This is a genomic window from Paracoccus bogoriensis (assembly GCF_019431455.1).
GTDB classification, from domain to species: domain Bacteria; phylum Pseudomonadota; class Alphaproteobacteria; order Rhodobacterales; family Rhodobacteraceae; genus Paracoccus; species Paracoccus bogoriensis.
This window is the reverse complement of the sequence record NZ_JAHYSR010000017.1, coordinates 17,662-38,496: the sequence shown is the minus strand read 5'-3', so window position 1 is coordinate 38,496 and position 20,835 is coordinate 17,662. Positions and strand designations below refer to the sequence as shown.

24 protein-coding genes and 1 other RNA gene are annotated in these 20,835 nt (G+C 64.7%); 6 read left to right on the top strand and 19 right to left on the bottom strand.

All coding sequences use genetic code 11. The annotated features are described in order from the left end of the window. Positions 1-4: 4 nt before the first annotated feature. The 4 genes from KY389_RS09755 to KY389_RS09740 are packed head-to-tail and all read right to left on the bottom strand — an operon-like array spanning position 5 to position 1,495. Positions 5-316, bottom strand: coding sequence for a head-tail adaptor protein (locus KY389_RS09755; protein ID WP_219830734.1), 312 nt, complete (start codon positions 314-316; stop codon positions 5-7). After that, positions 316-738 carry a DUF3168 domain-containing protein gene (locus tag KY389_RS09750; RefSeq protein WP_219830733.1) on the bottom strand — a complete coding sequence of 141 codons (423 nt, stop codon included), beginning with the start codon at positions 736-738 and terminating at the stop codon, positions 316-318. Before KY389_RS09750 ends, KY389_RS09755 begins: the two co-directional genes overlap by 1 nt. Beyond that, positions 735-1,193 carry an HK97 gp10 family phage protein gene (locus tag KY389_RS09745; protein WP_219830732.1) on the bottom strand — a complete coding sequence of 153 codons (459 nt, stop codon included), beginning with the start codon at positions 1,191-1,193 and terminating at the stop codon, positions 735-737. Before KY389_RS09745 ends, KY389_RS09750 begins: the two co-directional genes overlap by 4 nt. Continuing rightward, on the bottom strand, positions 1,193-1,495 hold the full coding sequence (locus KY389_RS09740) for a head-tail connector protein (protein ID WP_219830730.1): 303 nt from the start codon (positions 1,493-1,495) through the stop codon (positions 1,193-1,195). The genes KY389_RS09745 and KY389_RS09740 overlap by 1 nt, the downstream gene beginning before the upstream one ends. 222 nt (positions 1,496-1,717) lie before the next feature. Here KY389_RS09740 and KY389_RS09735 point away from each other — a divergent pair, with 222 nt between their 5' ends. Continuing rightward, entirely contained in the window at positions 1,718-2,155 is a 438-nt protein-coding gene (locus tag KY389_RS09735) for a hypothetical protein (protein WP_219830729.1), read from the top strand. A 552-nt stretch (positions 2,156-2,707) separates the two neighbouring features. Here the strand turns inward: KY389_RS09735 and KY389_RS09730 are convergent. The 14 genes from KY389_RS09730 to KY389_RS09675 form a co-directional block, all read right to left on the bottom strand. Continuing rightward, positions 2,708-3,004, bottom strand: a complete 297-nt coding sequence (locus KY389_RS09730; RefSeq protein ID WP_219830727.1) for a hypothetical protein — start codon at positions 3,002-3,004, stop codon at positions 2,708-2,710. Next, positions 2,997-3,338: an HNH endonuclease gene (locus KY389_RS09725; protein WP_219830726.1), complete on the bottom strand. Its 342-nt coding sequence runs from the start codon at positions 3,336-3,338 to the stop codon at positions 2,997-2,999. Before KY389_RS09725 ends, KY389_RS09730 begins: the two co-directional genes overlap by 8 nt. Then, complete coding sequence (locus KY389_RS09720; RefSeq protein ID WP_219830725.1) at positions 3,335-3,943, bottom strand: phage tail assembly chaperone; 609 nt, start codon at positions 3,941-3,943, stop codon at positions 3,335-3,337. Before KY389_RS09720 ends, KY389_RS09725 begins: the two co-directional genes overlap by 4 nt. Before the next feature lie 6 nt (positions 3,944-3,949). Then, positions 3,950-5,458, bottom strand: a complete 1,509-nt coding sequence (locus tag KY389_RS09715; RefSeq protein ID WP_219830724.1) for a phage major capsid protein — start codon at positions 5,456-5,458, stop codon at positions 3,950-3,952. After that, on the bottom strand, positions 5,455-5,835 hold the full coding sequence (locus tag KY389_RS09710; RefSeq protein ID WP_219830723.1) for a gene transfer agent family protein: 381 nt from the start codon (positions 5,833-5,835) through the stop codon (positions 5,455-5,457). Before KY389_RS09710 ends, KY389_RS09715 begins: the two co-directional genes overlap by 4 nt. Further along, positions 5,828-7,033, bottom strand: coding sequence for a phage portal protein (locus KY389_RS09705; protein ID WP_246588061.1), 1,206 nt, complete (start codon positions 7,031-7,033; stop codon positions 5,828-5,830). The genes KY389_RS09710 and KY389_RS09705 overlap by 8 nt, the downstream gene beginning before the upstream one ends. 74 nt (positions 7,034-7,107) lie before the next feature. Beyond that, on the bottom strand, positions 7,108-7,527 hold the full coding sequence (locus KY389_RS15385; RefSeq protein WP_246588060.1) for a site-specific integrase: 420 nt from the start codon (positions 7,525-7,527) through the stop codon (positions 7,108-7,110). Between the two features lie 48 nt (positions 7,528-7,575). Beyond that, on the bottom strand, positions 7,576-8,907 hold the full coding sequence (locus tag KY389_RS09700) for a DUF6538 domain-containing protein (RefSeq protein WP_246588059.1): 1,332 nt from the start codon (positions 8,905-8,907) through the stop codon (positions 7,576-7,578). 182 nt (positions 8,908-9,089) lie between these two features. Then, positions 9,090-9,506, bottom strand: coding sequence for a helix-turn-helix domain-containing protein (locus KY389_RS15380; protein WP_343222938.1), 417 nt, complete (start codon positions 9,504-9,506; stop codon positions 9,090-9,092). Beyond that, positions 9,506-9,988 (bottom strand): response regulator, encoded by a 483-nt coding sequence (locus KY389_RS15375; protein ID WP_246588058.1) that lies wholly within the window; start codon positions 9,986-9,988, stop codon positions 9,506-9,508. Before KY389_RS15375 ends, KY389_RS15380 begins: the two co-directional genes overlap by 1 nt. 53 nt (positions 9,989-10,041) lie before the next feature. After that, on the bottom strand, positions 10,042-11,103 hold the full coding sequence (locus KY389_RS09690; RefSeq protein WP_219830722.1) for a GGDEF domain-containing protein: 1,062 nt from the start codon (positions 11,101-11,103) through the stop codon (positions 10,042-10,044). After that, on the bottom strand, positions 11,100-11,672 hold the full coding sequence (locus KY389_RS09685; RefSeq protein ID WP_219830721.1) for a heme NO-binding domain-containing protein: 573 nt from the start codon (positions 11,670-11,672) through the stop codon (positions 11,100-11,102). Before KY389_RS09685 ends, KY389_RS09690 begins: the two co-directional genes overlap by 4 nt. 485 nt (positions 11,673-12,157) lie before the next feature. Next, an RNA gene (ffs, locus tag KY389_RS09680) (signal recognition particle sRNA small type) lies at positions 12,158-12,254 on the bottom strand. Positions 12,255-12,328: 74 nt separating this feature from the next. Continuing rightward, complete coding sequence (locus KY389_RS09675; RefSeq protein ID WP_219830720.1) at positions 12,329-14,167, bottom strand: bifunctional 2',3'-cyclic-nucleotide 2'-phosphodiesterase/3'-nucleotidase; 1,839 nt, start codon at positions 14,165-14,167, stop codon at positions 12,329-12,331. A 347-nt stretch (positions 14,168-14,514) separates the two neighbouring features. Between KY389_RS09675 and KY389_RS09670 the strand changes: the two genes are divergently transcribed. Beyond that, positions 14,515-14,943, top strand: a complete 429-nt coding sequence (locus KY389_RS09670; protein WP_246588057.1) for a hypothetical protein — start codon at positions 14,515-14,517, stop codon at positions 14,941-14,943. Positions 14,944-14,963: 20 nt separating this feature from the next. On the opposite strand, the gene KY389_RS09665 is transcribed toward KY389_RS09670, so the two are convergent. After that, on the bottom strand, positions 14,964-15,815 hold the full coding sequence (locus tag KY389_RS09665) for a prephenate dehydratase (RefSeq protein WP_219830778.1): 852 nt from the start codon (positions 15,813-15,815) through the stop codon (positions 14,964-14,966). A 136-nt stretch (positions 15,816-15,951) separates the two neighbouring features. On the opposite strand from KY389_RS09665, the gene KY389_RS09660 reads away from it, so the two are divergent. The 4 genes from KY389_RS09660 (at position 15,952) to KY389_RS09645 (ending at position 20,768) form a co-directional block, all read left to right on the top strand. Further along, on the top strand, positions 15,952-16,461 hold the full coding sequence (locus KY389_RS09660) for a c-type cytochrome (RefSeq protein WP_343222937.1): 510 nt from the start codon (positions 15,952-15,954) through the stop codon (positions 16,459-16,461). 164 nt (positions 16,462-16,625) lie between these two features. Next, the gene (locus KY389_RS09655; protein ID WP_219830717.1) at positions 16,626-18,494 is read left to right on the top strand and encodes an extracellular solute-binding protein; all 1,869 of its coding nucleotides are present in this window, start codon (positions 16,626-16,628) and stop codon (positions 18,492-18,494) included. A gap of 94 nt (positions 18,495-18,588) precedes the next feature. Further along, positions 18,589-19,665 (top strand): microcin C ABC transporter permease YejB, encoded by a 1,077-nt coding sequence (locus KY389_RS09650; RefSeq protein ID WP_219830716.1) that lies wholly within the window; start codon positions 18,589-18,591, stop codon positions 19,663-19,665. Beyond that, positions 19,665-20,768, top strand: coding sequence for an ABC transporter permease (locus KY389_RS09645; protein ID WP_219830715.1), 1,104 nt, complete (start codon positions 19,665-19,667; stop codon positions 20,766-20,768). The genes KY389_RS09650 and KY389_RS09645 overlap by 1 nt, the downstream gene beginning before the upstream one ends. Positions 20,769-20,835: the final 67 nt, after the last annotated feature.

The following is a 20,835-nucleotide window of genomic DNA, read 5'->3' as shown; positions in this document are numbered from 1 at the left end:
GGTTTCATGCCGCCACCGCCCGAAGTTCCAGCCCGCGCCTGCGCCCGATCTCGGCCAGGGCCACGATGTTCCAGACCTTGCCGCCGTGAAGGATACGGTCGGACAGCGCCACGCCCGGAATCCAGCGGATGACGAAGACCGCGTTGGTGCTGGTGCCCTCGCCATAGCTGGTCAGGAACTCGGATACGCCCGCCTGGCGCAGTTCCGTGCGCCCGCTGGCGTAGGTGGTCCAGGTCTGCACCGCCACCCGCCCCGGCCCGAGGGTTTCGGTCATGCGTTGCAGTTCGATGGGATGTTGCAGCTTTCCCGCCCGCATCAATCCACCCTCCACCGCAGCACGGCGCGCAAGCCCACGGTGCCTTGCATCATGGCCCGCGCCGGGTCGGGGTCGCGCGCCCAGACCAGGGCCGGGCGTTCCCAGTCGTCAATGCTGAAGCCGGTGGCGGCGGGCGGGTCCATCAGCGCGGCCAGCACGGCGCTGGCGATGGCCTGCGCCACGGTCGAACCATCCTCAATCGCCCAGATGTGCAGGAAGGCGCGCACCTCGGCCACGATCTGCCCGCCCGAGGCACGGCCCAGCAGCCGGACACGTGCCGGTGCCAGCACGATGGCAGGCAGGTGGTCGGGGCGGATCGACCCGGCGCGTATGTTCACCGGGTTCACATGGGCGGTGATCGCCGGATCGGCGGCCAGCCGATCCCCGATCAGGCTTTGCAGCGCCAGGGTCGGGTCGATCATTCCGCCACCGCCTTCTTCGCGCCCTGACTGATCGCCCGCTTGATCCGCCGTTCCACCCGCGCCCGGTTCAGCCGCCAGGCAGGCAAGAGGAAGGGCGCGGCGGGCATGATGCCGGTGGGGTGGCCGTCCTTGTGGAAGCGTTCGCCGGTGCCGAACTCCACCAGATGGCCATGCCGGGCCTCGGGACTGCCAGCGGTCACGAAGGCTTCGTTCGGCCCGGCGGTGCGCTGGCCACCATCCGAGGCGAAGGCCGGGGTCGTCTCGCCTGGCCCTGTTTCTGCGATGGACGCCACAAGCGCGCCCGTGCGGCGCGATGCTTCGGCCAGCGTGCGGGCATCGGCGGCGATCTCGGCCACCGATCTGGTCAGCGCCGGTCGCAGGGCGTCCAGCACATCATCGGGGATGGCGGCCAGCCGCCGGGCCAGCCCATCGGAACCTGTCACCAGCTTGGCCATCACGCGGCCTCGGGCTGGTGGCCGGTGATCCGGTCCTTCAGGGGCGACAGCAGGTCATGCACCCCGAAGGGCAGCCGGTAGCCATTGGCGAAGCTGACGGCCTTGCGCGCCTCATACTGATGCGCGACCAGCAAGAGGGCGGCCTGTGCCATCAGCGGGTTGTCGGGGGCGAATGGCTGGCCGGTGTAAGCCTGCACCCGCTGCGCGGCCACATGGGCATAATGGGTCAGCAGGTCCGAATCGCGGTCATCGTCCAGGTTCAGATGCGCCCGGATCAGGGCGAGGGGCAGCGGCGGGGGCATACTCGTTACTCACAAGGTCAGAACACCCTTGAACGGTAACATAATACCACAGTCATGGAAAGTTATATTGTAACAGTCTTGCGCGTGGCTCCCGGCGCCGGTTCCCTGAAAGAGTCAAAAGAATGAGTTGCCCCCCCCTTTGTTTGGGCTAAACTGTCAAAAACAAACATGCTTGCAGTTTCCGACGCCTCATGACACGAACGTGATCAACGTAGAGGAAACATGAATCACATAACCAAAGTAGCTATGATCGCACTATTTCTAATGAATGGCGAGTTGGCAAACGGCCAAACGATCATACGCTTGGATCAATATGAAATCTGTGGACCCGGAGCAGTAGCTGTCGAGTTGTCACTGCAGCAGTCTTCTGAGCTTGAAAGAATCGGGATATTTCTGAATGTTTCGGAGGCAGAGTTTCGCCATTATCGGAGACTTACGTCGTTTTTCATTGAAGAGCTACCTGCTTTGATTGCTGAAGAGAACGGGATCACTAGGCAAGAACTTGGGAATCGATTGCGCCCAATGGACAATCTCTTGTTCCGTGAATTACAAGATGCCCTGCGCGCCGCGCCGCGATATGGCCCGCGCGAATACACCGAAGTATTTCAGCGCCATGTTCGCCTTCTTCTTCAATGTGCTGACATGGCGGAAATCAGGTAGACTATTTTGACCTTCGCCCCACGGCCAATACCTCGTGGGCACCGCGACACTATCTGGTGCTCAAAGTAGCGCACCGCAACCGCTCGCTTGTCCTTCCTCTCCTCAAGCTGATGGAGCATAATCGAAACGATGTCTCGTAAGCCGTCGGCGAATCCAATTGCAATGCTGTTGGTCTCACTCCTTGCTTTATTTCCACTTCCAGTCGCTAGCGAGCAAGCAAGCAGCTTATTTTTGCCAAATTCAATTTTTCTTGCTGAATGCGTAGCTGAACGGCACCTTCAAACTCAAAGGGAACGTAACGCGCAATATCGAGCAGTAATAGACGGATCATCTAACTTAATACCGCCGCCTTTGGAAACTTACGCTCAGTATAGAAGACACTTCCTCGCGCTCGTTGCGCTGTGCCCGTCGCAGTTATATTCAAGCGCCCTGCTAACTGCCAGTGACCAACTGAACCGCGAAGAAGTTAGCATCGAGGAAATCAGATATTTTTCCGACTTAGTGACTGAACACGTTATCGCGGTAATGATCCGATTGAACATGCGCCAGTAGCTATGCCGTCTGGCATTTCCTCCGCCCCACCGCCAGCACCTCGGGCGCAGCCGCCTTGCCGATCTTTGCCCGCATCCGCTCCATGACCGGCTGCATGTCCAGCCCGGCCAGGTTGCAGACCATGGACAGGTCGCGGCTGGGCTTGGTCAGGTAGTCGCGGGCTTCTTGGCACATGCGGATGAAGTGCTGGCGGTCGTTGACGTGCTTCGGGCCAAACAGGGCTTCGTCAACGGCCAGGAACAGGACTTCGCGCCACAGGTTGCGTTCGGGGTTCCAGCGTTCGGGCAGGTCATTCATCGGCGCGTTCCTGCCGTTGCTTCACGCTGTTGTGGCAGTGCGCACAGAGGGCTTGCAGGTTGTTCCAGTTCCAGAACAGCGCCGGGTTCCCCTTGTGCGGGGTGATGTGGTCAACGTGTTCAGCGGGCGCACCGCACATCACACAGGCCGGGTGCAGGCGTAGGAACTCGGCCCGCAGGGCTTCCCACTGGCGAGTATAGCCGCGCTGGCGGCTGTTCGGGCGGCGGGCGTCGTGGCGGCGCCCTCGGGCGCGGATGGTGTCGCGCTGGCAGGCGCAGATCGCCCCGGCGGCCACGATCACCCCACAGGCACACAGGCGCGGCGGGCGGCTCATGCGCAGTGCTTCGCCTTCAGGGCGCGCAGGGCGTCGCGCTCGAACTCGGGGTCCAGACCGACGGCGATGTTTGCCTGGCGCTGCGCGTTCCTGGCGGCGGCATCCTCGGGCGCCTCGGCATCGGGCGTCATCATCACCAGCCGATCCACATGGGCGAGGACGGCCGCTTCCAGTTCCGCCGGGCTGGCGTTCCAGACTTCGGACGGCGGCCAGCCCAGCCAGCCGGTGCCGAAGCGGTAAAGGTCGGCCAGGTGGTCGCGGATGGGCCGGGCTGGGGCGCTTGAAAGGGGTGCCTTGCCCTGATCAACGGGGAGATAGGCCGCGATCAGGGCGAGGCAGGCCGCTTGCGCGCATAGGGCAAACTGCGCAAGCGGATGGGTGGCGGTATGGGCGATCAGCCGTTCGGCCTCGGCCCGATCCGTGGCGGCGGCCCGGATCACCGCGTGAAGGGTGGTCAGCTTCTGCCCGGCCAGGCCATCCCAGACGGCGGCGAAGCCGCCCGGCATGGCGTCCAGCGCCACCGCCGCCCGCAGGGACGCCCGCAGCGTCACGGCATGGGGGCCATGGTGCAGCGGGACTTCCGGCGCGGGGGCGATGCCGGGCATGACGGATCAGGCGGCCATCTTCAGCTTGCGGAACACGTCCGGGCGCACCACACCGGCACCGACACGGCGGCGGGCGTGGAAGCGGGCCAGGCCGCTGGTGCGCTGGGTCAGCAGATCGGGCAGCACGTCCAGCGCCACGCGGTCATAGATGCGGTAGCCCGCGCGGAAGTCACCGAAGATGATCGGCGTGGCACCGCTGGCAATGTTCGGCATGTCCAGCGCCTCGACCACGGGGCGGCCCAGGATCGTCTCGGGCTGGCCCGCCTGATAGCTGGGCTGCCACAGATAGTTGCCGTGGCCGTCCTTCAGCCTGCGCACGGCAGCCAGGGTGGTGCCGTTCATCACCCAGGTTCCCCGGTTCCGATAGGTCGCGGGCATCTGGTAAAGCAGGGCGATCAGCGCATCCGCCGACAGGTTCGCGGCGTGGCCGTTGTTCGTCTCGGCAATGCCGGGGGCGGTCATGAAGCCGGTCGGTTCCAGCGCCGTGCTGCCGTTGACGAAGGCCAGCGCCTCCTTCTGGCCGAAGTCTTCGGCAAGGGCCAGGCGGACTTCGGCTTCGACATTGGCCGAATCTTCCAGCATCCGCAGCGAGATATCCACATGCGTGGCCAGTTCCTTCACCGCGATTTCCATCTGGTCGAACGTCGGTTCCGAGGCGGTGCGGGGCGCGGTCTCGCCCACCCACAGCGCATTCGTGATGCCGGTTCGCTTGGGCAGCAGGATGGTATGGCTGCCGGTGGTGCGCACATCCGCGATGGACCGGATCGGGCTGAACTCCACCAGGTTGCGGATGAACTCGCCCGCCGTTTCCTCGGGCGCCAGCACATAGGCCGGGGCGTCATTGGCAACGGTCAGGGCCTTCTGGTCGATCTGGCCCGATTGCAGGAAGGTGATGAACGCCTTGCGCTCGGGCTGGTCAGTGTCCTGCGCGACAGCGGGCGCGGCGGGGCGGCCCGTCCGGGCTTCCAGCTTGTCCAGGCGGGCCAGGACCGCGTTGAACGCCTTGGTGTCGATATCCGGCGCACTGGCCGGGGTCTGGTGGTCTTCATTGTCCATGTCGGGAACTCCATTACTCGTGACGGACTTGACAGAGGTAATCCGCGCCCCCGGATGCGCCGGGACCGCAACAAGGCTGATTTCATGCAGATCAAGGGCGCTGATCGTGCGGCCCTTGGCATGGCGCCTGGCCTGTTTCGTGACGAAGCCGATGGACAGGCCCGAGACGGCGCCCGCCCGGACCATGGCGCGCACTTCGCGGGCGCGCTCCACATCCTCCACCAGCAGGCGGCCCTTCACGGTCAGGCCGGTATCGGTTTCGCTGATCTCATCCCACACCCCGATCACCTGCGCGGGGTCATGGCTGAACAGCATCGGCAGCGTGGCCGGGCCGGTGAAGGCGCCTTTCTCGATCACATCGCCCACGCGGTCGGGCGAACCGAAGGGCCAGGCGGTGCCGGTGATCTCGCCCTGATCTGTGACGGCCAGCGCGGCCTTGATTTCCAGCCGGTCGGTCATGCGGCCACCGACAGGGCTTCAAAGTCGGCGCTTGCAGCGCGGTCCACATCCTCGGGGGTCTGATCGGTGCCGGTGCCGGTCCAGCGGGCTTCCATGATCTCGAAGGCCAGCGGGAAGGTCTCGGCCAGCGGGCGGTTCGCGGCGTAGGTGTCGCACAGGCGCTTGGCGGTCTCGGGCGCGGTGCCTGCGCCGATCAGGCCCAGCCGGATGATCTCGCGCAGGGTTTCGGCGGGATAGGCCATGTTCACAAGCTGGAAATACATGGCCCCCACGCCCAGCCCGGTGATCCGTTCCAGTTCGGCCAGCATGGCATCGGTCAGGCAGAAGGCGCGTTCACTGTCACCGAAAAACGCGCGGTGGGTGATAAGGTCAGACATTCGGGGCATCCTCGGTGGCGGGCGCGGTGGCGCTGGTGGTGAAGGGGTTCTGAAGCACGTCGCCACCGGGCAGCGGCGGGCGGTTCAGCGCGGCCCGGACCTCGTTCGGGGTCAGGGCGCGCATGGCGACATATTGGCTGAAGGCGGTGGCGCGGGCGGCGAACTCCACCGACAGCATGTCATCCGGCGTGGCCTCGACATAGAGCCGGGCGCGTTCCTCGGGCGTCAGCAGCACCCGCGCATAGGCGGCCTGCCAGCGGGCCACCCAGGGGCGCAGGGTGCCGGTCAGGAAGTCGCTGTGCGACTGTTCGAAGTTCGACCAGGTGCCGCGCGACAATTCGTAAAGCAGCGCGGGCGGCACGTTGAAGGCGCGGGCGATCTCGCGCACCTGTTCCCGGCGCACTTCCGAGAACTCGGCATCGGCCAGCTTCACCGCTATTTCCTTGAAGGTCATCCCTTCATCCAGGATGGCCGTGGACCCGGCCTGTTCCCCGCCGTGCGACTGGAACCAGCTTGCCGCCAGTTTCTTCATCGTCTCGGCTTCCAGCTTGTTCGGGTGCAGGATCACGCCCGAGGGGCGCGCGCCGTTCTTGAAGAACCCGGCCAGGTGGTGTTCGGCGGCCAGCGCCAGCCCGATGGCCTCGCGCGCCAGGGTTATCGGGGACACGCCCCCGATGGCCTGAATGTGCAGCACGTCCCCATGGGCCAGGAAGGCTTCGCTGCCGTCCTTCAGCCGGATGCGGTAGCTGGGTTCGCCATAGTCGTCATGGTCGATACAGACCGCGCCGGGGTCCATCCGGTGCAGTTCCAGCGGCTTGCCTTCGGCATTGCGCACCACCTGCGCATAGCCGTTGCCGGTCAGCAGCGCATCGGCGGTCAGGGCTTCGCGCAGGGCCTCGGCGCTGGTCCAGTCGTTCGCCCAGTCATGCGCCAGCGGATAGGCGGGGTGGTCCCTGACGGCCTCGCGCGTGTCGCGGTCATAGACCTTGAACGGCAGGGTGGCGACGGACTCGGCAATCAACGACACGGCCCGCCGCACAGCGGGCACCCGCATGGCGCTGGCGGCGGTCACGGACTGGCCTGCCGCCGATGCGATCACCCCGAACAGCGGGAACGCCTCGGGGTCGGTCAGGCGGATGGACTTCTGATCGGGGGCGCCTTGGCCGAAAACTCGGCCAAGGCGGGACATGATACCCATGCAGCACTCGCACATTCACAACGGTATCATGATACCACATTGCGGAATCGTGCTGCAAGAAGAATGTTATCTTATCACACCACCAGATGATCCAGGCTCAGGCCCGGATAGGCAATGGCGTTCACCAGTTCCACACGCTGTTCCAGCATCCCTTGCGGCATGATCCCATACTTGCCGGTCATGCTCGGTTCGGCATGGCCAAGGATGAAACCGAATTGCTGGTCCAGATGCCCAGCCCGGCGAAGGGCATCCGTCGCCCCGTGGCGGAATGAATAGAGGGACAGGCCGCGCCCGTTCTTGATGCCGATACGGGTCAGATACCGCCCGAACTCGCGCGACACATCGGCCATCATCTGCCCACGCGCATTGCGCTTGGCGCCGGGGAACAATGCAGCCCCGCCGTCCCTCACCCGCTGTTCATGGTATCGGATGAAGCCAAGCCGGATCAGTTCGGGATGAACCGGCACCACCCGCATGGAACCGGCGGTCTTCACCGACTTGCCTTCGCCAGAGTCGTCACCTTCGGTCGTGATGTGTATGATCTAGTGCCCGTGTTGCTGTCGAACATCGGAAACGGCAAGCTGGCCGATCTCGCCCGGCCTCGCGCCGGAAAACAGCATGATCAAGGGCACCCAGTAGCGGTGATCACGGATCAGGACGGGGCCGGGCTTGGCGACGTTGCGCCATTCGTCGGCGCATTTGCAGCCGGTGAACCAGGGTGAATTGAACAGGGTGACAAGCTGTTCGGTGTTGAAGGGGAAGGTCGGAGTTTTCGACTCTTTCTTGAGCATCAGCTTTTCAACGGGGTTCCGGTCCAGATACCCGTTGTCTACCGCCCAGGACAGAAAGGCGCTCAGGCTGGACAGATAGCGGTTCACCGTCCGATCCGCGATTACCGGTTTGCCGATCTGGGCATTGGCCTTGACGATCTGCCGAATCGTCATGCCCTCGAAAGCCTTCGTCTCGGTGGCCTTGACCGGGTATTGCATCAGAAGCTGTTTCCATTCGCGCACTTCGGCCTTGGTGATCTTCGCAAGGGGGAAGCTGGCCCCAACGATTTCAACGAAGGTGCCAATGTCGCGGCGGCACTGGTCGATCCGATCCTTCGCCACCCCGCGCTTGTTCTCGCGTGCGAAGACCTCGAATATCTCCATGATCGTTTCGCCGGGCCGGGCAGCTTCGCGGCGCTGGCCGATGGCGGGCTTCACCAGCGGGTCGGCGGGCTGGCCGGAGTAGTCGCCCCGGTCGCGCTCAAGGGTGCGCTCCAAGGCTTCGATCTCGGCGCGCATCATGTGCCGGGCCAAGCTGATCCAGTCGGGCGTTCCCCGATCCACCAGCAGGCGGTTGCGGTGCAGGTAGTCGTCAACCTCATGGGCGATCAGCGCGGTTTCGCCCTTGGACAGATGCTTGCGCAGTTCCGCCAGCTTGACCTTCCGTGCCTCGGCGGCAAGTTCGCCCGCCGACTGTTTGACCTTCAGATCAAGCGTGGCGTCGAAGATCACCAGCGGGTCGGTGCTGGCGATCTCGCCCCGCTCGGCCTTCGCGATGACGGCGGCCCGCTCGGCTTCGATCTCGGCATCCCCCGGCAGCTTCGCCCGTGCTTCGTCGTCACGGTCCAGCGTAGCGGTGTAGTGATCCCAGACGGCATGATCACGGTCGGCAGGCACCAGCGCCCGGCGGGCGCGCAGGTCGTCGAACTCGCGCTGCCAGTTGGCGATGACCGGATACAGGCGGCGCTTCGCCTCGGCTTCCTCGGTGGTTCCGAGGGCCTTCACAAGTTCCCGCTTGCCCACGATCTCGACCAGATCAAGGGGCACCCGGATTCGTGCCGAATAGGCGGAACCGCGTCTGACAAGGTGGCTGATCCGGGCCATGACTGCACCATGTGGAAGGGTCGTATGTTACAGTCATGTGTAGCAGTCTCAGCCAGAATGTGCAATGAATGTCAGATACTTATTGGAAAATATAGCCTTAGAAAAAGTTGGATTACTGTCCTACCGCCCCAGCCAATTCATCTTTCAAGTGAAAGACGGGCCCTGGCTCTGACCTCTCCCTGTCAACCGGAGCAGTCGAGCGGGACATCAAACCGGCTCGGTTTATGCGACTCGTCAGACAAAAAGCCCCAAGCGATGGGGCTGAGGCCCAAAGCGGTCGGTCGAATGCCCGGTCCGAGGCGCGCTGCGCGTAATCGTCGATGAAGATTGCCAGCGGCATCGCTGCCCTGACGGGCATCACCGGTGCCAGAAAGCGCTGGCGCATCGACAAGGCGCGCGCTACGGTTATCCGTGCGCCCTCTGATCCTGGCCATGTAGCCCACGCCGCGCATGGTCACGATCTGCACGCCCGATCCGGCGATCTTGCGACGCATGCGCGAGACGATCTGTTCCAGGGCGTTCTCTGATCCGCCATCCTCGGGATTCTCCAGGCGCGCCATCAGACGGTCGCGGGTGATGACGCGGCCCGGCGCCGAGATCAGGATTTCCAGCAGCCGGAACTCGCGCGGGCCCAGCTCGACAAGGCTGCCGTCCCGTCACAAGCGATGCCCCGCCTCATTGAGGCGAAACCGCGCCAGATCCACCACCGAAGAGCCCTGACCCGAAGGGCGGCGCACGACCGCCCGCAGGCGTGTCTCGGACTCGCGCAGATCGAAGGCGTGACCAGGTAATCGTCGCGGCCCAGCTCCAGCAGACCGACCTTGTCGGCGATCTCGGTCCGGGCGGTAATGACGAGCACAGGCAGATTGAGCCGAGTCCGGCGCAGCCCGCGCAGGATTGTGTTTCCGTCGCCCGAAGGCGGGGTCAGAGCCAGAGCCTCCGCGTCGATCTGGCCCGTCGCGACATTGTCGGGCATTCCCTCCCGGGTCGTGTTCCAGATCACCTGATGGCCGAGCGCGCGCAGCCGGGGTGTGGTCGCCTCGCCCGGATCCGGATCGTCCTTGACCAGCAGGATGTTCATGGCGCGATCTGACAGCGGCGCGCAATCTTGTCCGGATGGCGAGACAGGGCGCGTCAGGGCGGCCCTTGCCAAGGGTTACTGCCGACGCCGGCGTCCAGATCCTCGATCGTCGCGCAGCCGCGACCGGCATTCTTCGACCGATAGAGGGCGCGATCGGCGGCTGCCAGGATCGCCTCGGCCCCCAGCCGGCACGCCCCCTGACAGGTCACGATGCCGAGGCTTGCGCCGAGTTTGAGCGGTGCGATTCCTTCGGGGCTGCGCGCCTCGACCGCCTCCATGATGCGCGAGGCCATGCGCGCAAGCTGCTCGCGGCAGGTCATGTCGCGCAGGATTACCACGAATTCGTCCCCCCCAAGCCGCGCCGCCATATCGGCCTGCCGGATCGTCTGGCGCAAAGCGGTCGCGATCTCGATCAGCAGCGCGTCGCCCGCCTGATGGCCTAGCCGGTCGTTCACCGGCTTGAAATGGTCCAGATCCAGCTGCACCAGCGCAAAGGGGCGCGGCCCCTCGGCCTGACCCGGACGCAAGAGAGCGGCCAGCGCAAGCGTCAGACCCCGGCGATTCAGAAGGCCGGTCAGCGCATCGCTATGCGCCTGGGACAGCGCCATGCGGCGGGCGGTTTCCAGATGGGCGCTGAACCGCGACAATTCCGACAGGACGCCCCGATTGGCCTCGTGCAGGAACAGGAACTCCATTACCAGATCGGTCGGCGGGAAATCGGCATCGGTCAGGTCGCACGCGGCGATCGCGCGGCGCAAGGATGGGCCGAAGCCCAGATTGAGCAGAATCGTGCCATCCTCTGCCTTGACCGCATGGCCGCGCAGCACGATATCGGGGCGGTGGCTCAAGCCGAGGAACAGGCGCCGTCCTTCGGATGAGGCCTGGCGGACGGTCTCGATCACGTCGCGCCCCTCATGCGCGCGCAAGGGGATCAGCCGGCCCTGAACGCCATCCGAAAGGCCGGGCACGATCTTCAGCAGGGTTTGTCCCGCCGAAAGCACGCGCCCCACGGCGTCCAGGCGCAGATGCATGGGCAGGATGCGCGACAATGCATCTGGCGACAAGGGCAGCGCGGCTGCGGGCGCCGCGTCCTTTCGGGAATGGGCGGTCATCATGCGCGCCCCCCCTGGGCCGCAATTTCGGAACTGAGGCGAAAATTGCGTCCTTCGGCAAAGCGGTCGTCCCAGATTTCGACACGGATGTCGGGGCCGTCGGCGTCGATCAGGCACAGCGCACCGTAATCGTCGGCCATCCCGCGCACCAGACCGATCAGCACCGGCTGCCAGTCTGGATCCTCGGCCCGAACGGTGATCTGGATGGCGCCCGACAGCCGCGTGATGGTCAGGTCCGGCACCGCCAGTTGGGGCAGGACCAGATGCGCACGGCCCGGCAGTTCCTCGAGCCCCAGCAGAAAGTCGCGGAAATCGTTCCCCGAAAAGCGCAAGAGCCTGCGGATCGGTTCAAGCCGCGCAAGCCATGCGCCGATATCCTCGAACATCTCGGCACGCGATTTCGCCATCTGCGCGGCGACCAGGATCAGCGCCTGCTTTCCGCAGCCCTGCAGGTCGTCGCGAGGTAGCCCCCCCTCCTGCAAGGCCAGTTCGTCGGCAAGAACCTGCACGAGGTCGTCGCCATAGGTCATGCGCAGGAATTCCTCGATCGTGCGGTCAACCAGCCTTTTCATCTGCACCTCTCTTTCCGGACGACCCTAGCGAACAGAGGTAAAGAACCCGTAAGCTGCGACAGGCTTCAGGATGAGATTTCGTGCATCCTCTCCCGATTTCGGCGATGGATCGCACAAACGCGCTTGCCGATCTCTTTTGTGCCCGATCTTTCGATGCGAGTCATTCCATGCAACGCCTTGCGAGGCTGGCGGACGGGATCGTGGCTCAGGGTGGCAGCCATTGGCTGTCCTGGCCCGGTTCACGTCAGATCGCGCGCGCCGATGTGGCTCTGAGGATGCAGCAGATCCATCGTGAGCAATCGGAAATCCGGCACCGCAAATTGCAGCAGGTAAACGGCTTGCGGTCATCCAGAGCTTCTGTGATGGGCCAGCCATCGGACAAGATCGTGGCCGGCATGGGATGGCGAGCCGGGGTGCGGCGGCGCGTTCGGGCTGCGTCCCGGGAAACGCCCGATTTCCATGCAACAATATGCGCTTGAAGTGGGGGTGAGAGGCTGGACTGCGACCCAGGCGGGACTCGTTACGGCTGCTTCCTTCCGGACCTGACCGGGTTGGCGAGGCGCCTGCCCGCGCCAGCCTCTCGACCGATCAGATAGGACGAAACCGCGCGGGTTGCAACCCGTAGAGGACTTTGGCGGCAGCGTCCTTGCGGCCTGTCACAGCAGGATCCGGATCAGGCGGAAACCGTCCGCCGTCTCGCCCGCGCATTCGGCGGCATGAGCCAGCACGTCCTGGGGCTGCGCCATTGGCGAGGTGGGCAGCAACGCACTGCTGCCCGGCTGCGCCACGAAGCGCCAGGCGGGCAGGTCGGACGGGGCGACCTGCCGGCGCCTGTGAATATAGGCGCGCAGAACGTCGCGGCACAGCAGATCGCTTTTCACCAGAACCGGTCGGTCGCGCACCAACGGAGAGAAAAGGCCGCAACTGGCCAGCCGATAGGTGTTCGTGGCCAGCACGAAAGAGGCATCGGGCGCGAGCGGACGGCCCCGAAAGGTCAGGCCGGTGATCCGCCGCGATCGAGCGTCGGCCAGGCTGCCATCAACACGGTAGCGGGCCGGGCGCGACAGGTCGATCTGCCAGCGCAGCCCGTCGATCACATCGAACTGATATGCCGGAAAATCCGGGTCCAGAAGGGCGATGTCCCTTGCCCCCGCAGGCACGCGGGCGAACAGACTTGCCGACCGTTCAAGCCATTCCGCGACATCGCTCCCGGTCAACAGGATCGCCGCGATCCGATTCGGAAAGGCGTAAAGCGCCGAGATATGGCGCAGATCCAGCGGGCCGGGCGGGATATGGGTGAAGTGATCCGGCCCCCCGCGGCCTCCGGCGCGAAAGGGGGCGGCGGCCGACAGGATCGGAACATCCTGCCAGCGCGTCCCTTTCAGAACCTGCCGTATGTGCCAGCGCTGCGCCTGGCAGACCAGCCGCAGCCCCGCATCCTGACCCAGCAGGGTCAGATGGCTGGACAGCGCCACCGCCGAGCGCCCGATGCGGCTGCCCAACTGGCGGCGCGTGGCGCGATGGGCGCGCATCAGCGGGCGCGTGACTTCGGCCAAGCCAGGCAGGGCCGGGTCCACGGCCTCGCACCGGACCTTGTAGCCAGCGATGCGCAGCGCCGGGGCCGCGCCGGTTTCGGCCGCCAGAGTCAGGTCGAGGTCGATGACGCCCAGATGCGAGCCGCCGAAACCCGGCATCACGGCGGGCTTTCCGGCCAGCGTGCCGGCGATCGGGTCGATGCCCGGCCCGGCGCGGATATGCGGTCCGGGAAAGACCTCGTGCGTATGGCCGGCAATCACCACGTCAATCCCGGGCAGGGCCGCCAGCGCCGTCGCGGCATGTTCCATCCTGGGCGAGGGCTCCAGCGCGCCGATCCCGCTATGGGCCAGCGCGATGACGATCTGCGCGCCCTGCGCTCTCATGGCGGGCAGGGCGGTGCGGGCGGTCTCGACGATGTCGTCGCAGGCGATGGCGCCGGTCAGATCCTGGTCCCAGTCCACCGTCTGCGGCGGCAGGAAGCCGATCACCCCGATCGTGACGATGTGCCGCGCGCCGTGCTGATCCGCGATCCGACGGGTGATCAGCGTCCAGCGTGCGGGGCCCTGATGCATCCGCAGATTGGCCGCCAGCACCGGAAAGCGCGCCCGCGACAGCGCCTGCCGCAGGGCCCTCAGCCCATAATTGAAGTCGTGATTGCCAAGCGCGGCAGCGTCATAGCCAAGCGCATTCATGGCCGCAATGGCGGGATGGATCGCCGAACGTCTGCCGCTTTGGGGGCGCGCCGCGATATCGCCCATCGGCGAGCCTTGCAGGAAATCGCCATTGTCCAGAAGCAGGCAGGCAGAGGCCTCGGCGCGGCGCGCGGCGATCAGGCTGGCGGTCCGCGTCAGCCCGAAGCGTGGGCTGGGCAGGCCTGTCAGGTAATCATGGGGCAACAGGTGCATATGCACGTCCGAGGTCGCAAGCACACGCAGCGACAGGCGCGGAGCCTCGGGCAAACTACCCGCATTGCCACGGCCTTTCCCACCTTGGGAAATCAAGGCTGCTTGCGGGAGGCTGGCAGTGTCGCTGCGTCCGGTCATGCCCGCATTAAGGCACTTGGCGGTTGGAAAACAACCCTGGATTGTGCCTTGTGGTTGTCCAAGCCGCATGAGTGGCTTCGGCGCAACGCGATCACTTTGTCATGGCATATTCGACAGGCTGCAACGTCTGCCGAACTTGTTGAACCTGTGTCGCGAAATGGACTATCCACGATCAGAGGCGAACCGGCGGTCGGAACGCCTCGGGCGTTGTTGTTGCGATATGCAGGTTGTTCATGAAGTTCTCGACGCGAATCGACACCGATATGACCGCTGAATGCTTGTTCGACAGGGTCGGTGATTTCGAGGCGTTCGAGCGGACGCTGATCGGACGCGGCGCCAGCGTCAAGCGGATCGACCCTGCGCAGGATCCCGGCATTACCATGGGCTGGAAGATCGGTTTCGACTGGCGCGGCAGGGCGCGCAGGCTGCTGCTGGTGGTCAGCCGCTTCGACCGACCCGAGCAGATCGTCATGGCGGGCAGTTCCGAGGCGCTGGACATCTGGCTCAAACTGACCTTCGTGGCACTCAGCCGCTCCAGGTCGCGCCTGATCTTTGAAACCGAGCTGAAGCCGCGCAACATGCGGGCGCGGCTGATGATACAGACAGCCAAGCTGGGCAAGGCGCAACTTGACCGCCGCTATGCCCGACGGATCGAGGAATACGTCCGCAGCGTGACCGGCGAGGCCGCCTGACGCCGCCTGGCGCGGGCGGTCTATTCCGCCGGCATCCGCTGACTTTCGCGCAGCGGATCGGCCGGATAGGTGCCCAGAACCTTCAGCATCGAGCTGAAATAGCCCAGTTCCTCCAGGGCGCGACGGACATTGGCGTCGTCGGGATGGCCCTCGATATCGGCATAGAACTGCGTCGCGGTAAAGACGCCATCCACCATGTAGCTTTCCAGCTTGGTCATGTTCACGCCGTTCGTGGCAAAGCCGCCCATCGCCTTGTAAAGCGCGGCGGGAATGTTCCTGACGCGAAAGACGAAACTGGTCAGCATCTGCTCGGCGCGGCGGCTGTGATCGGGGATGGGCGCCATGATCAGAAAGCGCGTGGTGTTGTTCTGGCGGTCCTCGATCTGGTCGGCCAGCCGGTCAAGCCCGTAGATCTCGGCCGCCAGCGGAGCGGCCAGGGCGGCCAGCGAGGGATCGCCGCGCCGCGCGACCTCGGCGGCCGATCCGGCCGTATCGGCGCCGGTGATCGTGCGAATCCCGTGCTGGCGCAGGAAGCCCCGGCACTGCCCCAGCAGAACCGGATGGCTCATCGCCTGGCGCACCTGGTCCAGCGCCGTGCCGGGCAGGGCGAGCAGGCTGATATGGACACGAAGGAAGGCCTCGTCGATGATATGCAGCCCGGATTCGGGCAGCAGATGGTGAATATCGGCCACCCGGCCATAGGTCGAGTTCTCGACCGGCAGCATCGCCAGATCGGCCTCGCCGCAGCGCACGGCCTCGATCACATCCTCGAAGGTGCGGCAAGGCAGAGCCTCCATTCCGGGTCGCGCGGCCTTGCAGGCCTGGTGGCTGTAGGCGCCCGGTTCCCCCTGAAAGGCAATGCGATTGGTCAACATGACGCGGCCCCGAATGGTCGAATTTTGACTGTCCGGCGGTAACTATACCTTGATCCCCGAAAGCGAAAGCGGATAGATACGCCACGACTTGACGAGCTTACCAAGGCGGGGACCGCACGCGATGTTTGACACCATGACCCTGACGAAGGCAGCCGGCGGCTTCATCGGCGCCCTGCTTTTCCTGATGCTGGCCAATTGGGGTGCCAGCGAGCTGTATCGCGTGGGTCACGACCATCATGGCGACGAGGAAATCGCGCAAGCCTATACGATCCCCGTGCCGGAAAGCGATGGCGCCGCCGAGGCCGAAGTCGTCGAGGTCGATTTCGAGGCGTTGATGGCCTCGGCCGATCTGGCCCAGGGCGAGCGTGAATGGGCCAAGTGCCGGTCCTGCCACCAGCTGAACGGCACCGATGGGGTCGGCCCGCATCTGAACGGCGTCGTGGGCCGCGACAAGGCCTCGGTCCCGGGCTTCAACTATTCTGCGGCCGCCCAGGCCATGCCCGGTGTCTGGGAGCCCGAGAACCTGTTCGAATTCATCGCCAACCCGCGCGGCTACATGCCGGGCACCACGATGAGCTTCGCCGGCATCCGCGACGACCAGGCCCGCGCCAGCCTGATCGCCTTCCTGGCAAGCAATCCGTGACATCGCCAATCCCTTCGGATCTTGCGACGCGCGTTCCCCGGAACGCGCGTTTTTGCATTTGATGCAATGGCTTGCCGGCTGGAAGGGTGCGCGCGTTCACGAAAACGCGGCTTGATCGGCGGGGGTCTGCTGCCCTAGCCTTTCCAGGCCTCAAGGAGAGTTTCATGCGCCAGAACACCCTGACTGCTACCGTCCTGTCCGCGCTGCTTGGGCTGAGTGCTCCGGGTGTCGGCCTTGCCCAGCAGGATGAGGTCGTGACGCGCGCGCATGGCATCGCCATCTTCGACGAATTGCGCCTGCCACCCGACTTCAGCCATCTGCCCTATGTGAATCCCGACGCGCCCAAGGGCGGCGAGATGTCGCAAGCGATCCCGAACGCGACAGGCTTCGACAACTACAACCCCTTCACCTTTCGCGGGCGGGCGGCGGCCTTGTCCTCGATCATGCTGGAATCCATCCTGACGGGCACAGCCGACGAGATCGGCGCAGCTTATTGCCTGTTGTGCGAGAGCCTCGAATATCCCGAAAGCCGCGACTGGGTCATCTTCAACCTGCGCCCCGAGGCGCGCTTCAGCGACGGCACGCCGCTGACCGCGCATGACGTGCTGTTCAGCTACGAGACCCTGCGCGACCAGGGCCTGTCCAGTTTTCGCATGGTGCTGGCCCAGCAGGTCGCGGGCGCCGAGGTGCTGGACGATCACCGAATCCGCTTCGACTTCACGCCCGATTATCCCCGCCGCGACCTGATCCAGTCGGTCGGTGGCCTGCCGGTCTTCAGCCGCGCCGATTTCGAGGCCAATGGCCGCAATCTGGAAGAGACATCGCAGGTGCCGTTCGTCGGCTCGGGGCCTTACATGTTCGATCGCGCCGACATGAACCGCTTTGTCGTCTATCGCCGCAATCCCGATTACTGGGGCGCCGATCTGCCGATCAATCGAGGGCGGCACAATTTCGACCTGATCCGCTATGAATATTTCTCGGATTACGATGCCGCTTTCGAGGCCTTCAAGGCAGGCGTCTATCATTTCCGCCGCGAGGTCAGCAGCCGCAGTTGGGCGACGGGCTATGATTTTCCCGCAGTCAACAACGGCTGGGTCCGCCAGGAGGCATTGCCCGACGGCACCGTTGCTTCGGGGCAGTCATGGGTGCTGAACCTGCGCCGCCCGATCCTGCAGGATGCGCGCGTGCGGCAGGCGATCGGCTTGATGTTCAACTTCGAATGGTCGAACCGGGTGCTGTTCTTCGGTCTTTACAATCGGGTCGAAAGTTTCTGGGAAAACAGCGATCTCAAGGCGACGGGCGCGCCCTCGGACGCGGAATTGACGCTGCTGGAGCCGCTGGCTGCCGACCTGCCCGAGGGGATTCTGACCGAGGATGCCATAACGCCTTCGGTCAGCGGCGATCGGAAGCTGGATCGCGGCAACCTGCGCCGTGCGGCAGCCTTGCTCGACGAGGCGGGCTGGCGGACCGGCTCCGACGGGATGCGCCGCAACGAGGCCGGTCAGGTGCTGCGGCTCGAAATCCTGAACGACAGTCAGACCTTCGACCGCGTGATCAACCCCTTTGTCGAGAACCTGCGTGCCTTGGGGATCGACGCCCGCAACAGCCGTGTGGACAATGCCGAATACGAGAATCGCAGGCGCAGCTTTGATTTCGACATGATCGGCGCTCATCTGGGTCAGTCGGAAATCCCGGGCGCGGGGTTGCAGCAATATTTCGGCTCGGCCGCGGTGGGGGATGTGTTCAACGTGGCGGGCGTGGCCAATCCCGCCATCGACCGCCTGATCGCCCATGTCGAGGCCGCCTCGACCCGTGACGCGCTTGTTCCGGCTGTCCATGCGCTGGACCGCGCGCTGCGCAGCCTGCATTTCTGGGTGCCGCAATGGTATAATCCGAACCATCTGGTGGCCTATTACGATTTGTATGGCCGGCCGGAAAACCTGCCACCCTATGCTCTGGGCGAAATGGATTTCTGGTGGTTCGACGAGTCCCGGGCCGAGGCATTGCGTGCGGCAGGGGCGATCCGGCGCTAGGGCAAGGCGCTTGATTTCCGCGCACCAAGGATCGACAAGGCGGATCAATCAGACGGCCCGGCAAGGGGTCGCGGCGTGAAAGGGCCAGGGAAAGATGGGCGCCTATATCCTGCGGCGTTTGCTGCTGATCATCCCGACCTTGTTCGGGATCATGCTGGTCAACTTCACGCTGACCCAGTTCGTTCCGGGCGGCCCGATCGAACAGATCGCCGCCCAGATCCAGGGCGAGGGCGACGTGTTCCGCAACATCTCTGGCGGCGGCGCCGAGGCGGGCCAGCAGGCGCCATCGGGCTACGAGGGCGCACGGGGCCTGCCGCCCGAATTCATCGCCCAGCTGGAGCGCGAATTCGGTTTCGACAAGCCGCCGGTCGAACGCTTCTTCCAGATGTTGTGGAACTACCTGCGCTTTGATTTCGGCACGTCCTGGTTCCGCTCGATCAGCGTCGTCGATCTGGTGATCGAGAAGATGCCCGTCTCGATCACGCTTGGCCTCTGGTCCACGCTGATCGCCTATATCATCTCGATCCCGCTGGGCATCCGCAAGGCGGTGCGCGACGGGTCGCGCTTCGATACCTGGACCTCGGGCATCATCATCATGGCCTATGCGATCCCGGCCTTTCTGTTCGCGGTGCTGCTGATGGTGCTGTTCGCGGGCGGCAGCTACTGGCAGATATTCCCCCTGCGCGGGCTGACCAGCGAAAATTTTGCCGACCTCTCGCTGTGGGGCAAGGTCAAGGATTATGCCTGGCACGCCACCCTGCCGGTGCTGGCCATGACGATCAGCAGCTTCGCCACGCTGACGCTCTTGACCAAGAACAGCTTTCTGGACGAGATCAACAAGCAATACGTGATGACCGCCCGCGCCAAGGGCCTGACCGAGGGCCGCGTCCTTTATGGCCATGTCTTTCGCAACGCCATGCTGATCGTGATCGCGGGCTTTCCGGCGATGTTCCTCGGCGTGTTCTTCGGCGCCTCCATCCTGATCGAGACGATCTTTTCGCTGGACGGTCTGGGGCGGCTCGGATTCGAGGCGGCGGTGCAGCGCGACTATCCGGTGATCTTCGGCACGCTCTATGTCTTTGGCCTGATGAGCCTTGTCGTCGGCATCCTGTCCGACCTGATGTATGTCTTCGTCGATCCGCGCATCGACTTTGAAAAGAGGGCGGGCTGATGGCCATGTCCGAACTGAACCGCCGCCGCTGGCGCAATTTCCGCAGCAACGGGCGGGCCTTCTGGTCGCTGGTGATCTTCTCGGTCCTGTTCGTGATCGCGATGCTGGCCGAGATCGTGGCCAATGACAAACCCATCGTGGTGCGATTCCAGGGGGAACTCTACTGGCCCGCTTACAGGTTCTATCCTGAAACGGCCTTTGGCGGCGATTTCGGCACCGAGGCGGTTTACCGCGAGGCCGAGGTGCAATGTCTGATCGTGTCGGGCGGGCGCGAGGAATGCTGGGATGACCCCGAAGGCTTCATGGCTGATGTCCGCGCGGGCCTGACCGACGTGCCAAAGGCTGAACAGGGCTGGATGATCTGGCCGCCGATCCCCTATCACTACCGCACGATCAACAATGTGGGCACCGCACCAAGCGCGCCGGATGCGAACCACTGGCTGGGCACCGACGATACCGCGCGCGACGTGGCCGCGCGGGTGATCTATGGCTTCCGCACCTCGATCCTGTTCACGTTGATCGTGACGGTCATTGCATCAGCCATCGGCATCGCGGCGGGCGCGATCCAGGGCTATTTCGGCGGGCGGACCGATCTGATCTTTCAGCGCATCCTGGAAATCTGGGCCTCGACTCCGGGGCTTTACGTCATCATCATCCTGTTTGCGATCCTCGGCCGCAGTTTCTGGCTGCTGGTCTTCGTGACGATCCTGTTCGGTTGGCCCGCCCTGGTGGGCGTGGTCCGGGCCGAGTTCCTGCGCGCGCGGAACTTTGAATATGTCCGCGCCGCCCGCGCGCTTGGGGTCAGCGACCGCAAGATCATGTTCCGCCATATCCTGCCCAATGCGATGGTCGCCACGCTGACCATGTTGCCCTTTGTCGTGACCGGCACGATCAGCGGCCTGGCAGCGCTGGACTACCTGGGCTACGGGCTGCCCGCGGGCTCGGCCTCGCTTGGCGAACTGGCTTTGCAGGCCAAGCAGAATCTGCAAGCGCCCTGGCTTGCCTTCACGGCCTTCTTCACCTTTGCCATCATGCTGTCGCTTCTGGTCTTCATCTTCGAGGGCATCCGCGACGCCTTCGATCCGCGAAAGACCTTCCGATGACCCAGCCCCCCCTTGGCCCGCATCCGGTTCCGGGCGCGCCCCAGGGCGCCCCTCTGCCGCTGGAGGA

Excerpts from the sequence above, each read along its gene's own strand:
- KY389_RS09755 (WP_219830734.1), bottom strand. The coding sequence starts at position 316 with ATGCGGGCGGGAAAGCTGCAACATCCCATCGAACTGCAACGCATGACC.
- KY389_RS09750 (WP_219830733.1), bottom strand. The coding sequence starts at position 738 with ATGATCGACCCGACCCTGGCGCTGCAAAGCCTGATCGGGGATCGGCTG.
- KY389_RS09745 (WP_219830732.1), bottom strand. The coding sequence starts at position 1,193 with ATGGCCAAGCTGGTGACAGGTTCCGATGGGCTGGCCCGGCGGCTGGCC.
- KY389_RS09740 (WP_219830730.1), bottom strand. The coding sequence starts at position 1,495 with ATGCCCCCGCCGCTGCCCCTCGCCCTGATCCGGGCGCATCTGAACCTG.
- KY389_RS09735 (WP_219830729.1), top strand. The coding sequence starts at position 1,718 with ATGAATCACATAACCAAAGTAGCTATGATCGCACTATTTCTAATGAAT.
- KY389_RS09730 (WP_219830727.1), bottom strand. The coding sequence starts at position 3,004 with ATGAATGACCTGCCCGAACGCTGGAACCCCGAACGCAACCTGTGGCGC.
- KY389_RS09725 (WP_219830726.1), bottom strand. The coding sequence starts at position 3,338 with ATGAGCCGCCCGCCGCGCCTGTGTGCCTGTGGGGTGATCGTGGCCGCC.
- KY389_RS09720 (WP_219830725.1), bottom strand. The coding sequence starts at position 3,943 with ATGCCCGGCATCGCCCCCGCGCCGGAAGTCCCGCTGCACCATGGCCCC.
- KY389_RS09715 (WP_219830724.1), bottom strand. The coding sequence starts at position 5,458 with ATGACCGACCGGCTGGAAATCAAGGCCGCGCTGGCCGTCACAGATCAG.
- KY389_RS09710 (WP_219830723.1), bottom strand. The coding sequence starts at position 5,835 with ATGTCTGACCTTATCACCCACCGCGCGTTTTTCGGTGACAGTGAACGC.
- KY389_RS09705 (WP_246588061.1), bottom strand. The coding sequence starts at position 7,033 with ATGGGTATCATGTCCCGCCTTGGCCGAGTTTTCGGCCAAGGCGCCCCC.
- KY389_RS09700 (WP_246588059.1), bottom strand. The coding sequence starts at position 8,907 with ATGGCCCGGATCAGCCACCTTGTCAGACGCGGTTCCGCCTATTCGGCA.
- KY389_RS15375 (WP_246588058.1), bottom strand. The coding sequence starts at position 9,988 with ATGAACATCCTGCTGGTCAAGGACGATCCGGATCCGGGCGAGGCGACC.
- KY389_RS09690 (WP_219830722.1), bottom strand. The coding sequence starts at position 11,103 with ATGATGACCGCCCATTCCCGAAAGGACGCGGCGCCCGCAGCCGCGCTG.
- KY389_RS09685 (WP_219830721.1), bottom strand. The coding sequence starts at position 11,672 with ATGAAAAGGCTGGTTGACCGCACGATCGAGGAATTCCTGCGCATGACC.
- KY389_RS09670 (WP_246588057.1), top strand. The coding sequence starts at position 14,515 with ATGACCGCTGAATGCTTGTTCGACAGGGTCGGTGATTTCGAGGCGTTC.
- KY389_RS09660 (WP_343222937.1), top strand. The coding sequence starts at position 15,952 with ATGACCCTGACGAAGGCAGCCGGCGGCTTCATCGGCGCCCTGCTTTTC.
- KY389_RS09655 (WP_219830717.1), top strand. The coding sequence starts at position 16,626 with ATGCGCCAGAACACCCTGACTGCTACCGTCCTGTCCGCGCTGCTTGGG.
- KY389_RS09650 (WP_219830716.1), top strand. The coding sequence starts at position 18,589 with ATGGGCGCCTATATCCTGCGGCGTTTGCTGCTGATCATCCCGACCTTG.
- KY389_RS09645 (WP_219830715.1), top strand. The coding sequence starts at position 19,665 with ATGGCCATGTCCGAACTGAACCGCCGCCGCTGGCGCAATTTCCGCAGC.